The organism is Corallococcus sp. 4LFB, from assembly GCF_046520365.1.
GTDB classification, from domain to species: domain Bacteria; phylum Myxococcota; class Myxococcia; order Myxococcales; family Myxococcaceae; genus Corallococcus; species Corallococcus caeni.
In genome coordinates this window covers 1-14,220 of the sequence record NZ_JBKGHJ010000203.1, presented here as the reverse complement: position 1 = coordinate 14,220, position 14,220 = coordinate 1, and the positions used below count along the sequence as shown (strand labels likewise).

Annotated in this window: 11 protein-coding genes and 2 pseudogenes; 9 read left to right on the top strand and 4 right to left on the bottom strand. The window is 70.8% G+C overall.

The window, feature by feature from the left end; translation table 11 throughout:
* Together ACLEQD_RS21710 and ACLEQD_RS21705 are read right to left on the bottom strand one after the other, a co-directional pair.
* Positions 1–355: pseudogene (locus ACLEQD_RS21710) on the bottom strand (hypothetical protein); the annotation flags it as partial.
* A 125-nt stretch (positions 356–480) separates the two neighbouring features.
* A complete protein-coding gene (locus tag ACLEQD_RS21705) occupies positions 481–615 on the bottom strand; it encodes a hypothetical protein (RefSeq protein ID WP_410386337.1) in 135 nt (44 codons plus the stop codon).
* A gap of 260 nt (positions 616–875) precedes the next feature.
* Here ACLEQD_RS21705 and ACLEQD_RS21700 point away from each other — a divergent pair, with 260 nt between their 5' ends.
* The 8 genes and pseudogenes from ACLEQD_RS21700 (at position 876) to ACLEQD_RS21665 (ending at position 10,915) form a co-directional block, all read left to right on the top strand.
* Positions 876–1,316, top strand: a complete 441-nt coding sequence (locus ACLEQD_RS21700) for a hypothetical protein (RefSeq protein WP_410386335.1) — start codon at positions 876–878, stop codon at positions 1,314–1,316.
* Positions 1,244–1,870: a hypothetical protein gene (locus ACLEQD_RS21695; protein WP_410386333.1), complete on the top strand. Its 627-nt coding sequence runs from the start codon at positions 1,244–1,246 to the stop codon at positions 1,868–1,870. The genes ACLEQD_RS21700 and ACLEQD_RS21695 overlap by 73 nt, the downstream gene beginning before the upstream one ends.
* Before the next feature lie 8 nt (positions 1,871–1,878).
* Positions 1,879–2,430, top strand: coding sequence for a hypothetical protein (locus ACLEQD_RS21690; RefSeq protein WP_410386330.1), 552 nt, complete (start codon positions 1,879–1,881; stop codon positions 2,428–2,430).
* 11 nt (positions 2,431–2,441) lie between these two features.
* Positions 2,442–4,871 (top strand): hypothetical protein, encoded by a 2,430-nt coding sequence (locus ACLEQD_RS21685; RefSeq protein WP_410386328.1) that lies wholly within the window; start codon positions 2,442–2,444, stop codon positions 4,869–4,871.
* A gap of 396 nt (positions 4,872–5,267) precedes the next feature.
* Positions 5,268–6,478: pseudogene (locus ACLEQD_RS21680) on the top strand (acetyl-CoA C-acetyltransferase).
* Positions 6,479–6,517: 39 nt separating this feature from the next.
* Positions 6,518–8,695: a 3-hydroxyacyl-CoA dehydrogenase NAD-binding domain-containing protein gene (locus ACLEQD_RS21675; RefSeq protein WP_410386326.1), complete on the top strand. Its 2,178-nt coding sequence runs from the start codon at positions 6,518–6,520 to the stop codon at positions 8,693–8,695.
* Between the two features lie 436 nt (positions 8,696–9,131).
* Positions 9,132–9,959, top strand: coding sequence for a hypothetical protein (locus ACLEQD_RS21670; RefSeq protein WP_410386324.1), 828 nt, complete (start codon positions 9,132–9,134; stop codon positions 9,957–9,959).
* Positions 9,960–9,991: 32 nt separating this feature from the next.
* Positions 9,992–10,915, top strand: a complete 924-nt coding sequence (locus ACLEQD_RS21665; protein ID WP_410386322.1) for a hypothetical protein — start codon at positions 9,992–9,994, stop codon at positions 10,913–10,915.
* A 31-nt stretch (positions 10,916–10,946) separates the two neighbouring features.
* On the opposite strand, the gene ACLEQD_RS21660 is transcribed toward ACLEQD_RS21665, so the two are convergent.
* On the bottom strand, positions 10,947–11,552 hold the full coding sequence (locus ACLEQD_RS21660; protein WP_410386320.1) for a hypothetical protein: 606 nt from the start codon (positions 11,550–11,552) through the stop codon (positions 10,947–10,949).
* A 200-nt stretch (positions 11,553–11,752) separates the two neighbouring features.
* Here ACLEQD_RS21660 and ACLEQD_RS21655 point away from each other — a divergent pair, with 200 nt between their 5' ends.
* Entirely contained in the window at positions 11,753–12,556 is an 804-nt protein-coding gene (locus ACLEQD_RS21655) for a LytR/AlgR family response regulator transcription factor (RefSeq protein WP_410386318.1), read from the top strand.
* Here the strand turns inward: ACLEQD_RS21655 and ACLEQD_RS21650 are convergent.
* Positions 12,507–13,973 carry an AAA family ATPase gene (locus tag ACLEQD_RS21650; RefSeq protein ID WP_410386316.1) on the bottom strand — a complete coding sequence of 489 codons (1,467 nt, stop codon included), beginning with the start codon at positions 13,971–13,973 and terminating at the stop codon, positions 12,507–12,509. The two genes, ACLEQD_RS21655 and ACLEQD_RS21650, sit on opposite strands and share 50 nt — an antisense overlap.
* Positions 13,974–14,220: the final 247 nt, after the last annotated feature.

Below are 14,220 nucleotides of genomic sequence, written 5' to 3'. Positions count from 1 at the left end.
GAGCCGCGCCCTGTGCCGAGGGAGCCGCCGCGGGAGTCGCGGACGCGGAGGCCGCACCGCCGACCCTGGGCGCGACATCCTGCGCGTCCTCGCCCAGGTCGCCCAGCGAGGGCACCTCCAGCGCCTTCACCAGCTGCGTGAGCTGGCTCACCGCCTGGGCCAGCTGCGCCGCGAAGTCACCGGAGGCACCGCCCACCCGGCCCGGACCCTGCTCGAAGGAGTCCGTCATGAGCATGCGCCGCAGGTCGTTGCGGGGCTGCTGCGCCTGGGTGCCCGCCACGCCCTGCGCCGGAGCGGCAGCGGGGCTCGAGAGGGGCTGGGAGAAGGACGCGCGGTTCAGGGAGGAGATGGACATGCCGGGACCCAAGAGCACGGCACATGCCAGCCCCCGGTCCCCGGAGGCCCTTCGTGAAATCAGTCACTTGGGACAAGCACGCGAGGCCCGGCACGATGACGCCGTTCACCACCTGATGTCTGGCGTCACCAGCCGGCGTGGGCCGCGAAGACGTCCCGCAGGCCCGCGATGAGCGCGTGGACCGTGACCTGGCTCAAGGCCGTGCCGTCGAAGCGCCGCATCGGCAGCGTGCGCAGCGGCGTTCCTTCGAAGGTGAGCACCTCCAGCTTCGGCAGTCGCGTGAGGACCTCGGCTTGCCCGCCGCCAGCCGGGCCCGCGCCTTCTCCAGCGAGACACGTCCGTCCCTCTCCACCGAGGTGTGGATTTCAAGAGGCAGCATGGCCAGCGGTGTACCCCACCGGGTCCGCACCCGCACCGCCAGGAATGTTTCCCACGACCAGGAATCCGGGGCCGCTTCGTATTGATGCGGACCGGCCACCCGCAACCCTCCACGGTGGCCCTATCGAGGGGGAGTTCCTCCATGCCTGTGACTTTGAAAACACCGTTGACGGGAGAGGTGCGTCCGCGCACGCCCACCGCGGGCCGCCGCTGGCTCGCGAGCGTCGTGGCCGCGCTGGGCCTCTGGGGCTGTGGTGATGCCACGTCCAGCGGCGCGCAAGCGCCGGAGCCCGCCGCCAGCACTCAGACGGCGAAGGAGGGCCTGACGTGCTCGCCCGCGGACGTCGCCACGGGCGAATGGGCGTGTACCGGCCAGTTCACCTACAGCCTGGAGTGTTACGCGCAGCAGGCCTCCGTGGCGTGCGGCGAGGACACCACGCCGAAGACGTGCACCTCCTACGGCACGTGCCGGCACGCGGACTTCGGACAGGAGCGCATCACAAGCAGGTGGTGCTGTCGCTGGACCCCCGCTTCGACTACTCGTGTGAGCCCCAGGCGCAGAGCTACCTCATCGCGAACCTGACGTCGGCGGAGCGCGTGGGCGTCACCTGGACCTGGTACATCGGCGGCCAGCCGGGCGGCGGCGAGGAGTCCCTGCTGGGTGGCGGCGCCCCCTCGCGCAAGAGCACCGGCACGCAAGGCATTGGCCCCGACTACTGCTACATCACCTATTCGAACTACCCCACCGGCCAGTTCGTGATGGGCACCGGTCCCCAGTGCGGCACCACGCAGACGGCGTGCACGGTGGCCTGCCAGAACCCGGAGACGTGCCAGGTGAACGGCGCCTGGGTGACGGACGCCGCGCAGTGCGGAACCCTGGTGGGCCCGTGCGGCGAAGGCAGCGGCCCCAAGCTCTACAACTCCTGCCGTGACGCGGCCCACGGGCTGGCGCCGGACGCGGACTGCGGCGCGGGCTTCGTCGAGGGCCAGGCCCCCGGCGGCTCCACGCTCGCGCAGGTCCAGGCGCAGGCGGCTCGCAGTGGGCGGCGTCCGGCAGCCAGGGCGCGCCCGTCTATGACGCGCCCATCACCTGCTCGGAGTGCAGCCGCACCTTCTCGCTGTCCGCGCAGGAGCTGAACCGGCGCGTGTACGCGGCCATCGCCATGTCGAAGCAGGCCCCCAAGCTCAACCTGCTGGCGGGCGCGGCGTACACCCTCGCGCGCGACAACCCGTCCCTCACGCAGGTGGAGCTGACCGCGCACCTCAACACGCTCTCCACCGCGCTGGACACGTACGCGTTCGACCCCGCGAAGGACGGCGCCGGCCCCCTGGTGCGCGTGATGCTGCGCATGCTCGTGAAGGCCGAGCCCACCCTGCCCGCCACCTCCATCCCCGGCCGGGCGCTGCGGGCCCACGCGCGCGCGCTGCTGGCCAGCATGCAGCACGGCCTGGACACGCCGCAGGGCCTGGACTCCCCCTACTCGCAGGTGGAGCGCTACGCGGAGGCCACGGCCTTCACGGAAGCGACCTGGAGCAACCTCTACGACCTGGCGCAGGGCAACGTCGCGCTGGCCGGCGCGGTGAACAGCGGCGGCATTGGCGCCGGCGTGGGCGTCCACACCGTCCACACCACCGCGCAGATGCTGACGTCGAATCCGCTGGGCCCCTGGCGGGCTTCGTCCTGCCCCGGCTCGTGAACGGCCGGCTGGTGACGACGCCGACCGAGGCGCGCGGCTTCCTGGGGACCGCGAGCACCGTGGGGCTCGACGCCGTGCAGGCGTACTCGGACATGCTCAACACCCTGAACATCGCGGAGCAGGCGTACCGGGCGAAGCTCGAGCTGAAGAAGCCCACTCCGGCCACGCTGGCCCTGGCGGGTGGCGAGGGTGCGCCGGCCGCCGTGGACGCCTCCGCGGAGGAGGCAGCGCTCAAGGCCGCCATCGCGCAGGCGAAGACGCGCGGCACGGAGCTGAAGGACCAGCTCAACGGCGCGCGCGAGGGCGTCAGCACGGGCCTGGGCCTCATCGCCCAGCTCTTCCGGCTGGACGGGACCGAGGGTTCCCTCCAGTTCGCCAACGACCTGGAGAGGTTCAGCAAGGCGCTCAACACCACGCTGGAGGCGGTGTCGAAGTACGCGGAGAGCTCCATCAAGATCGCGGAGAAGGTCGCGGGCGTGCTCGACCTGGGCCAGAAGGGCTTCCAGATTGTCAGCGCCGCGGTGTTCAGCGGCCAGATCGTCAGCGCCGTGTTCCAGCTCTTCTCCCTCTTGCGCAAGCCGGCCGAGCCGCCCATCGAGCAGGTCATCCTCGCGGAGGTGCGCAAGCTGCATCAGCTGGTGGAACAGCTGCAGGGGCGGATGCTGAGCCGCTTCGACCGGGTGGACCGGAAGCTCCATGACATCCACCTGGACATGCTGTCGCGCTTCGCGCTGGTGGACTGGAACCTGGGCCTGGTGAACCAGAACGTGGAGGAGGTCCAGGAGGCGCTGTACGCGCTCCAGGCGGACCTCAACCGCGTGGACCAGAACATGTACGCGTACTTCGAGGACATGAAGGACGACTACTTCACGGGCTCCGCCTGGCTGTACCTGGGCTGGAACCAGCGGCACCCCGTGCCCCTGGACTACCTCCAGTTCACGAACGCGGAGGCGGACTTCTCCCGCTGGGGCGCGCTGGATGCGCGAGACTCCACCATCCTCGCCGGCATCAACGGGCGCGGCTCCAACGCCGCCATCAGCCCCGCGGACGAGCTGCCCTCCACGGGCATCTCCCACAACATCAACTACCTGCGCGAGTTCCCCGTCCAGTTGGGCCTGCCCATGCTCGCCACGGAGCGGCTGTCCAGCCCGAAGGACTGGATGGCGGGCGCGGAAGCCTACGCGCAGCTCTTCGAGGAGCAGCCGGTGCACGGCGCCGCCATGCTCACGACGCGGCACGCGCAGCTCATCACCGCCGGCACGAAGCTGGACACGGCGCTGACGGGCCTGGGCAAGCCGCTCTTCACGGCGCTGCACGCGCGCTACGCGGCGGACTGGGCCACGCTGAAGCTGCTGCTCGAGCAGTCGGAGGCCCAGTGGCGCACCGACCTCAACCGGGGCCTGTACGGCGTCGACCTGTGGGGCGCGCCGGAGCAGGAGCCCTCCACGCACTCCCTGAAGCAGGGGGAGAAGCCCGTCGTGCCGTGCGCGGGTGGGCAGTGGGGTGACTGGAACCAGGACGGCGCGGCGGACACGCTGTCCGTGGACCCGGCGCGCTGGAACCACGACGTGCTGCGCCCGCTGCTCATCGCGGACAACATGAACGTGGACCAGGCGTCCATCGACCTGTGCGGCGAGGGCAGCTGGCAGCTCTACTCGGAGGTCTTCACGGGCCTGGGCGGACTCTACGAGCGCAAGTACCGGCTGCAGTCCAACGTCTACGTCCGCTACACGTACCGGGACCCCGCCACGAACACGGTGAAGTCGGAGAAGGTCTACGGCCACATCTTCACCGGTGGCCAGGAGTTCACCGTGCTGGTGCGCGGGACGGACCGGCCCACGTACAACCCCAACAGCACCCAGAACCCGCAGGAGTGGATGGCGAAGCGCTGGGGCTACGTGCAGTGGAACATCACCCCCACGAACTACGCCCTGGGGGACGCGGTGCGCTCCAGCGTGCGCACCCGGATGGTGCAGGTGCTCAAGGACCAGCAGAAGCAGTTCTACGGTTCCATCGCGACGCGCATCGCGCAGGGTGGGGACAGCCTGCAGGTCCAGGCGAAGCGGCTGACGGGCTCGTGGCTGGCCTGGCAGACCTACGTGGCGCTGGCGCTACCGCTGTCGGTGGAGCACGACGAGCACCTGCGCGGCCTGCTGTACGGCGACGACTCCGTGCTCTCCGGCTACGACACCCTGATGAACGTGGAGGTGGAGCCGGTGATGAACGACGTGCAGGACATGTACTCGCTGTTCAGCGCGGCCGCCGCCCCGCCCGCCTACAACATCCTGGCGGACCTGGCCCCGGCGGTGACGTCGCGCGCGGACCGGCTGAAGGCCGCCGTGGACGCCTCGCTGGACGCCCAGGCCACCTCCGGAGGCCCGGAGGCGAGCGCCTGGACGGAGGCGACGCTGCTCCGCCTGCGGCTCAGCATCCCGCAGTGACGCGAAGCCACCCATGACGCCGGCGCGGGCCGCGGGGGACCTCCACCCCCGCGGCCCGTGTCATTTCCGGGCAGCGGGCTCTCAACGACCGCTCACGATTCTCCATCGGCTCGGAGGGGAGCGCCGTTCGGCCTTGTGTGCGCAAGAACCGTAGGGACTGGCTGCCCGCTCACCCCGCGGCGGTGCCTGGCGGTGGCCCAGGTCGCGAGTGGCCAGTCACGAGCGCGGGCCGCGAGGGAGTTGAAATGCCGTGCGGCCCTGGCGAAGCACTGGGCGTCCGGCCCGGCTTGCCTCGCAGTGGACCGGTGCCTCCAGCGGTCCGGCGGGTACGGCGATATGAAGGAACTCGACGCCCGGTCCCTGTAGCGTCCTCCCCTTCTCACAAGGAGGCTCCCCGTGAGCCAGGAAGCATTCATCTTCGACGCGGTCCGTACCCCTCGCGGCAAGGGCAAGAAGGGCGCCCTGCACGGCACCAAGCCGGTGTCGCTGCTCGTTGGCCTCGTGGACGCGCTCAAGCAGCGCCACCCGACCCTGGACCCGAAGTACATCGACGACGTGGTGCTGGGCGTCGTGTCCCCCGTGGGCGACCAGGGCGCGGACATCGCCCGCACGCTGGTGCTGGCGGCCGGCCTGCCGGAGACCACCGGCGGCGTGCAGCTCAACCGCTTCTGCGCCTCCGGCCTGACGGCGGTGAACCTGGCCGCGCAGCAGGTGCGCTCCGGCTGGGAGCACCTGGTCATCGCGGGCGGCGTGGAGAGCATGTCCCGCGTCCCCATGGGCTCCGACGGCGGCGCGTGGGCGCTGGACCCCGCCACCAACTACGACACCTACTTCGTGCCGCAGGGCATCTCCGCGGACCTCATCGCCACCATGGAGGGCTTCACCCGCGAGGACGTGGACCGCTACGCGGTGCGCTCCCAGGAGCGCGCGGCCCACGCGTGGGCCAACGGCTACTTCCAGAAGTCCGTCGTCCCCGTCGTGGACCAGAACGGCCTCACCATCCTGGACCGCGACGAGCACATGCGCCCGGACTCCACCGTGGCCTCGCTGGGCCAGCTCAACGCGTCCTTCACGACCATGGGTGAGCTGGGCGGCTTCGACGCGGTGGCGCTCCAGAAGTACCACGCGGTGGAGCGCATCAACCACGTGCACACGCCGGGCAACTCCTCCGGCATCGTGGACGGCGCGGCGCTGGTGCTGGTGGGCTCCGAGCAGGTGGGCAGGAAGCTGGGCCTCACGCCGCGCGCGCGCATCGCCGCCGTGGCCACCTCCGGCGCGGAGCCCACCATCATGCTGACGGGGCCGCTGCCGGCCACCCGCAAGCTGCTGGACCTCGCCGGCTGTCGGTGAAGGACATCGACCTCTTCGAGCTCAACGAGGCCTTCGCCTCCGTGGTCCTCAAGTACCAGAAGGACCTGGGCATCCCGGACGAGAAGCTCAACGTCAACGGCGGCGCCATCGCCATGGGCCACCCGCTGGGCGCCACCGGCGCCATGATCCTTGGAACCGTGGTGGACGAGCTGGAGCGGCGCAAGGCGCGCCGCGCGGTCGTCACCCTGTGCGTCGGCGGCGGCATGGGCGTGGCCACCCTCGTCGAGCGCGTCTGAACACCCTCCCCCTCCTTTCAAAGACCTCCGAGCAAAGCCATGAGCGAACAGAACACCCTGCGCTGGGAACAGGACGCGGACGGCATCGTCGTCTTGACGCTGGACGACCCCTCCCAGTCCGCCAACACGATGAACGCCGCGTACGTGAAGTCCATGCGCGCGGCCGTGGACCGGCTGGTGAAGGAGAAGGACAAGGTTGCAGGCGTCGTCATCACCTCCGCGAAGAAGACCTTCTTCGCGGGCGGCGACCTGAACGACCTGCGCCGCGTGAAGAAGGACGAGGCGAAGCAGGTCTTCGAGCTGGGCCAGGAGATCAAGGCGCAGCTGCGCACGCTGGAGACGCTGGGCAAGCCCGTGGTCGCGGCCATCAACGGCGCGGCGCTGGGCGGCGGGCTGGAGATTGCCCTCGCGTGCCACCGCCGCATCATCGCGGACGTGAAGGGCGCGCAGGTGGGCCTGCCGGAGGTGACGCTGGGCCTCTTGCCCGGTGGCGGCGGCGTGGTGCGCACCGTGCGCATGCTGGGCATCACGGACGCCCTGATGAAGGTGCTGCTCCAGGGCCAGCGCTACCGCCCCCAGGAGGCGAAGGACCTGGGGCTGGTGCATGAGGTGGTGCCGTCCGTGGACGCGCTCCTGCCCGCGGCGAAGGCGTGGGTGAAGGCGAACCCGACGGCGCAGCAGCCGTGGGACCAGAAGGGCTACAAGATTCCCGGCGGCACGCCGTCCCACCCGGCGTTCGCGGCCAACCTGCCCGCGTTCCCCGCCAACCTGCGCAAGCAGCTCAAGGGCGCGAACATGCCCGCGCCGCGCGCCATCATGGCGGTGGCGGTGGAGAGCACGCAGGTGGACGTGGACACGGCGTTCACCATCGAGTCGCGCTACTTCACGGAGCTGGTCGTCGGCCAGGTCGCGAAGAACATGATGCAGGCGTTCTTCTTCGACATGCAGCACATCAACTCCGGCGGCGGCCGCCCCAAGGGCTACCCGCAGCACACCGCGAAGAAGGTCGGCGTGCTGGGCGCCGGGATGATGGGCGCGGGCATCGCCTACGTGTGCGCCAAGGCCGGCATCGACGTGGTGCTCAAGGACGTGAGCCTCGCGGCCGCGGAGAAGGGGAAGGGCTACTCCGTCAAGCTGGTGGAGAAGGCCGTCGCCAGGGGCTCCACCACGAAGGAGAAGGGCGACGCGCTGCTCGCGCGCATCACCCCCGCGGAGGACCCGGCCGCGCTCGCGGGCTGCGACCTGGTCATCGAGGCCGTCTTCGAGGACGTGAAGCTCAAGCACAAGGTCTTCCAGGAGGTGCAGGGCGTGGTGGCGCCGGACGCGGTGCTGGGGTCCAACACCTCCACCCTGCCCATCACCCTGCTCGCGGAGGGCGTGTCCCGGCCGCCGGACTTCGTGGGCATGCACTTCTTCTCCCCCGTGGACAAGATGCCGCTCCTGGAGCTCATCGCCGGCAAGCAGACCAGTGACGCGACGCTGGCGAAGGCCATCGACATCGCGGTGCAGATTGGCAAGACGCCCATCGTCGTCAACGACAGCCGGGGCTTCTTCACCAGCCGCGTGATTGGCACCTTCCTCAACGAGGCCATCGCCATGGTGGGCGAGGGCATCGCGCCCGCGTCCATCGAGCAGGCGGGACTCCAGGCGGGCTACCCCGCCGCCCCGCTCCAGCTGGTGGACGAGCTCACGCTGACGCTGCCCCGGAAGATCCGCCAGGAGACGAAGGCGGCCGTGGAGGCCGCGGGCCAGCCGTGGGTGGAACACGGCAGCTACGCGGTGATGGACGCCATGATTGATCAGCACGGGCGCAAGGGCCGCTCCACGGGCGGCGGGTTCTACGACTACGCGGACGGCAAGCGCACGGGCCTCTGGGAGGGGCTCACGAAGCACTACACGAAGCCGGGCCACACCATCCCCTTCGAGGACATGAAGGAGCGGATGCTCTTCGCGGAGGCCATCGACACGGTCCGCTGCTTCGACGAGGGCGTCCTGCGCTCGGCCGCGGACGCCAACGTGGGCTCCATCCTGGGCATCGGCTTCCCGCCCTGGACCGGCGGCGTCGTGCAGTACATCAACGGCTACGAGGGCCCGTCCGGCACGGGGCCGCGCGGCTTCGTCACCCGCGCGCGCCAGCTCGCGGAGCGCTACGGGAAGCACTTCCTGCCGCCCGCGTCGCTCGTCGCGAAGGCGGAGCGCGGAGAGCTGCTCGAGTAGCCCCCCCCCAGGGGCCGTCCCAGGAGGTTCCAGCAGGAGCTTGACGTGAAGGCGCTCGCCGCAAGGCAGCGTGCTTGTTCCGGGCCCCACGTCACGCTCCCGCCGGGGCGCCCCATACGCACCGCGTTAGCGATGAAGTGGCGCCTGACCCTGTGTTGGCTTGTTGCGGGGTTTGCGCTCCTGGCCGGATAGACCTGTCCAGGTCGGTTCAACCCCTCACGTCAGGGTAAAGGCTTGCGGGAGCCGCGCTCGTTAGGCTTCGCAGTCGTTGCAATGCCCTGTGGGGGGGATTCACATGAAGACACAGACGTCGAGCATGAGCCGTGCCGTGGCGTGCGTATGCCTGGGGCTGCTTCTGGGCGCGGCAGGGTGCGCCGGGAGCGAACCGGACGCATCGACGCCCCCGGAATGGGGCGAACTCTCACAGGAGGTCATCGTGTCCAACGGCCTGTCCACCAATGGGCTCTCCACGAATGGCCTGTCCACCAATGGGCTGTCCACGAATGGCCTGTCCACGAATGGGCTCTCCACCAACGGGCTGGCGGCGACCTCGTTCACGGTCTGGTTCAATGGCAACGCGTCCGTCAGCTACTCCGACATGGTGATGAAGTACGTGGTCGCGTGCGCCCTGCCCGCCGGCCAGACGCGCGTCTGGACCAACCCCATCACGGGCGTCACCTATACCTGGCCGGGCCGCCTGGGGCTGGCCACCGACTGGGCGCAGGGCGCCGCCGCCACCGTGGCGGAGCAGCAACGGCTCTCCGCGTGCCTCGCCGCGCACGTCAACAAGCTGGGCGTCTCCGTCCCCATCTCGGTCCGGGGCCACGACTCCACGGGCGCCGCCATCCCGGTGACGTCCAGCGAGGCCGCGGACTACCCGGAGAAGGAGGCCTGCTTCTTCGGCAACCTGTTCGCCGGCGAGGGCGTCTTCGTCGGCAGCGACCGGACCCTGAGGAGGGACGAGAGCACCACCCGGGGCTGCGCGCTCTCCGCCAAGGGGGCGGGTGAGGACACGGGGTGCGCCCCGCTCCAGCACGTGGGCACGTGCGCGAGCGCCTGCACCCGGGATGCGACGCACTCCTTCTGGGAGCGCTGCACCATCAACGGCGTCTCCTATCAGGCCCTCACCACCCAACTGCGTTCCCAGGACATCTACAGCTGCGGGGATGGCGTCTGCCAGGTCACCGAGTCGTGCGGCACGGGCAGGACCTACGACAGCTGCGCCTTTGACTGCTCAACCTGCGGCACGGGCACCCGGTATTGACTGGCAACCGGAAACCTCTGTTTGATTGATGAATGCTCAATCAAACGCCGGAGTACCAGTCCTGTATCCAGAGTTCCGAGCGGGTGTCCTGGCGTCTGGATGAGCTGTTGCCCAAGGACACCGTGCTCGACTTCAGCCACCGCTTCCTCTCGGATGCGCTGACAGGCACGGAGGCCATCCCCTTCCTGAGCGCGGAGGAGCGGCTGATGTTGAATCACATCCGCTCCAACAGCTACGCCCACCTGTTCCTGTTCCTGGAGGAGTACGCCGTCGCGCTGGCCGCCCAGCGCGCCGGCCTGGAGCTGCACGGGAACGCGACGCACATGCGCGCGCTGCTGCGCTTCACGGAGGAGGAGCTGAAGCACCAGCAGCTCTTCGCGCGCTTCACCGGCGCGTTCGCGAAGGGGTTCAAGGTCGCCCCGGCCCTGCTCGACAACCAGGTGGAGGTGGCCCGGGCCATCATGGCGAAGTCGAACCTGGGGGTGCTCATCTTCAACCTCCACATGGAGCTGATGACGCAGCAGCACTACCTGGAGACGGTGCGCGGGAACCAGGACGAGACGTTGGATCCGCTGTTCTGCGACCTGCTCAAGCACCACTGGCTGGAAGAGGCGCAGCACACGCGGCTGGACTTCCTGGAGGCCCAGAAGATCCTCGCCCAGGCGCCCGACACCCTGGACGCGGCCCTGACCGAGTACGCGGAGTTGCTCCAGGCGCTGCGGGGGACGCTGAACGCCCAGCTCGCGTTGGACCTCCAGACGCTGGAGCGGGCGGTGGGGCGCGCCTTCACGCCCGAGGAGCGCCAGCAGCTGTCCGAGTCCCAGGAGCGCTCGTACGTCTGGGGCTTCATCGGGATGGGGATGAAGGCGCCCCTCTTCCTCTCCCGCCTGCGCGCGCTCTCCCCCGTCGCGGAGCAGCGCGTGCTGGAGCTGGCCCCGACGTACTACTGCGCCTGAGCGCCGGGGCCCTGCCCTGCCGTGACGGCCGTCAGAGCACGCCCGCGGACGCCTTCGCCTGCGTCTTGGCGAAGACCTCCCGCAGGCGGGTGGCGACCTTGGGCATCACGTCCTCGAAGGCGAACTCCGCGGACTGCCGCAGGGCCTCCTGGCCCGCGGCTGCTCCGCCCAGCCACGCGGAGGCCGCCTTGCTCTTCTGGGACTCCCCTTCGATCAGGTCACTCACCTGGACGGCGTCCTGGCTCCCCCGGGAGCGCACCGTCAGCTTCAGCTTCGACACGAAGCCGCCGCCGTTCACATCGAAGTACTGGATCTCCGGGACGATGAGCACGTCCGCGTCACCCAGGTCGTCGGGGCTGGAGGCCTCCTGCACGGACTGGAAGACGGTGCCCATCATCTGCGGGAAGCTGCGCGTGAGCGCTTCGCCAATGGTGATGTTCCAGGTGTGCCCGGCGCCCAGGACGAAGTAGCTGTCCGAGTCGATGCGCGCCTTCTGCTCCGGGGAGATGAAGTAGCGCGCACGCAGGGCCAGCGGCGTCCCCGCGGTGGACATGGGCGCGGGGCTCGGCCGCACCTGGTGGGTACAGCCAACCAACGAGAGCAGCGCGAACAAGGAGACAACCAGTGCTTTGGACATGGCGCCGTCATACCCCACGCGCCGCCCCCGCCCCATTGCACGCGGGAACGATGGGGCGCGGGATGTCTGGGTAATCCGCCACCCAGGCTCCTCGCGGCCCTGGGTCCAGACGGCCGTCACGCCGCCGTCACGCACTCCCTGCAAAACACGAAAGAGCCCGGACCGGGGGTGAGCTGGCCTTGGAGCCAGGGAGGAAGAGGATGGTCTTTCAAGAAGCGTTGTTCGAGTCGGCGCCCATCCGCGTGGGGGTGGTGGACGGTGGGTCAGACGCCCGGCGGCACGTGTGGCCGCTCCTGGAGGCCGATGCCGACGTGTGCGTCACGGCGGTCCACGCCACGGGAGGCGCCGCCGTGGAGGCCCTGCGGCGCGAGCCCGTGGACATCCTCTTCCTGGATGCGGCCCTGGCGGACATGGACGGCTTCCAGGTGCTCCATGAAGCGGGGAGCGGCTGCGCCCAGGCCGTGGTCTTCATGGACGCGCGGGAAGAGCACGCGCTGCGCGCCTTCGAGGCCGGCGCGCTGGACTACCTCCTCAAGCCCCTGGTGCCCCAGCGCTTCGTCCAGGTGCTGGGCCGCGCGAAGGAGCACGTGCGCCGGGAGCGCATCCAGCACCTCGTCCTCCAGCTCGCGGGCCTGGTGAAGGCGCGCCCGGAGCCGTCCCGTGCGCCGCGCTACCTGGACCGGCTGGCCATCCGCGAGGTGGGCCGGGTGACGCTGCTCTGCGTGGACGACGTGGACTGGATGGCGGCGGAGGACAACTACGTCCAGGTGCACGTGGGCGGGCGCGGCCACCTGCTGCGTCAGCCGCTGCGGGAGCTGGAGGCCCGGTTGGATCCGGAGCGCTTCGTCCGCATCCACCGCTCCACGCTCGTCAACCTCCAGCGGGTCCAGGAGCTGCGCCCGCTGCTCCATGGCGAGTACCAGGTCATCCTGCGCGACCGCACCACGCTGAAGCTCAGCCGGGGCTACCGCGAGCGCCTGGGCCTCCTGATGGCCCAGGGGTGAGGACTCCCGCCGACGCGGACTGGAGCCGGCACCGGGCCTCGGCGGCCCGCGCCCGCACGGCGTCCTCGTGCTGTCCCAGGGACTGCATCAGGGCCGCGGCGCGCGCGTAGTGCTCCGCCGCCAGCTCGGGCGGCAGCACCTGCTCGTCGGAGCGCGCGGACGCCAGCAGGTGCGGCAGCGCGCGCTCGGTCCACCCGGCCTCCAGCCAGTGGTGCGCCAGGAGGATGGAGGGGGCGCCGTCCTCCTCCAGCACCGTGGCGAGCCGGGCGTGCAGCACGCGGTCCTCGCCGGGCCCCATCCCGGCCCGCACCGCCTCCATCACCAGGTCGTGGCTGAAGCGCTCGCCCATCAGGACCTGGGCGGCCTCCAGCTCCGCGAGCGCCTCGTGCGCGTCCGCCGGCGTCACCTGGAGCACCCCGGGCACGAGCGAGGTCCGGAAGAAGGCCCCCGCCAGCGCCGCCAGCCGCGCGCACTGGAGCGCCAGCGGTGACAGCCGCTCCAGCCGCCGCTGGATGAGGGGGCCCACGCGTCCCGGGGGCGGCAGCCGCTGGGGCCACTCCCGTTGCAGCGAGTCCGTCTCCAGCAGGTGCTTCAGGGTCTCCACCACGTACAGCGGATTGCCGCCCGTGTAGCGGGCCAGGGCCTCCACGTGCGCCTCCGCGCCTCCCAGCCCCATGGCCGCCACCATGCGCTTCACGTCCTCGTCCGTCAGCGCGTCCACTTCCACGATGCGCGCCAGGCCCGCCTCCACGAGCCCCGTCACGTGCATCCGCGCGTCGGGCGACAGCTCTCCCCGGCGGTAGCAGTCGATGAAGCGAAGGCTCCGGGCGCCCCGGGGGGCGGCGTCCGCCAGCCGGGAGAAGGCGAAGGCGAAGGCCCTGGCGCTGGCCGTGTCCCAGTACTGCACGTCGTCCGCGACGCTGATGTCCTCGTGTTCGTGGAGCAGGTGGAGCGCCGCGACGATGGCGTCGTAGAAGCGCAGCATGCCGGCCTCGGACGCCAGGGGCGGCAGCAGCCGCGGCTCTCCCAGTTCGGGGAGGATGCGCGACAGCTCCGTGCGGACCCAGTCCGGCAGCTTCACGTCCGGCCAGCGCCGCAGCTGCGTGCGGAAGGCGCGCGCCTGGGAGGCGAACGGCACGTCCCGGTCCCCTGCCCGCGCCTCGATGCGTCCCCAGCGGCCCTGCGTGGCCGCGAACTCCTCCGCGAGCCGCGTCTTGCCGCTGCCGGGCTCGCCGGAGATGAACAGCAGCTGGCCCGCCTCCCAGCCGGCCTCCAGCTGCCGCCACGCGGCCTCCCGCCCCACGAGCACCGGCGGGCGCAGCACGGACAGCGGCAGCGCGGAGCGCGTGCCCGGCAGTGAGGGAGGGCGCGGCGTGGCCCGCTCCACCTCCCGCACCAGGGCGAGCGTCTCCGGCATGGGGGTGACGCCCAGCTCCCGGTCCAGGACGCCGCGCAGGTGTTCGAAGGCCGCGAGCGCGGCGCCCCGGTCGCCTGGAGGTAGTGCAGGCGGATGAGGTGGCGGCCCGCCTGCTCGGATTCGGGCTCCTGCCGCGCCCACGCCTGCGCGAGCCCCAGCGCGGCGGTCCAATCCCCGGAGGCGGTGAGCTGGGCGATGCGGGCCTCGCGCGCCTCACGCACCCAGCCCTCGACGCCCGCGCGGCGCC

Coding starts and splice junctions, on each gene's coding strand:
- ACLEQD_RS21700 (WP_410386335.1), top strand. CDS start 876: ATGCCTGTGACTTTGAAAACACCGTTGACGGGAGAGGTGCGTCCGCGC.
- ACLEQD_RS21675 (WP_410386326.1), top strand. CDS start 6,518: ATGAGCGAACAGAACACCCTGCGCTGGGAACAGGACGCGGACGGCATC.
- ACLEQD_RS21665 (WP_410386322.1), top strand. CDS start 9,992: ATGCTCAATCAAACGCCGGAGTACCAGTCCTGTATCCAGAGTTCCGAG.
- ACLEQD_RS21660 (WP_410386320.1), bottom strand. CDS start 11,552: ATGTCCAAAGCACTGGTTGTCTCCTTGTTCGCGCTGCTCTCGTTGGTT.
- ACLEQD_RS21655 (WP_410386318.1), top strand. CDS start 11,753: ATGGTCTTTCAAGAAGCGTTGTTCGAGTCGGCGCCCATCCGCGTGGGG.
- ACLEQD_RS21650 (WP_410386316.1), bottom strand. CDS start 13,973: ATGCCGGAGACGCTCGCCCTGGTGCGGGAGGTGGAGCGGGCCACGCCG.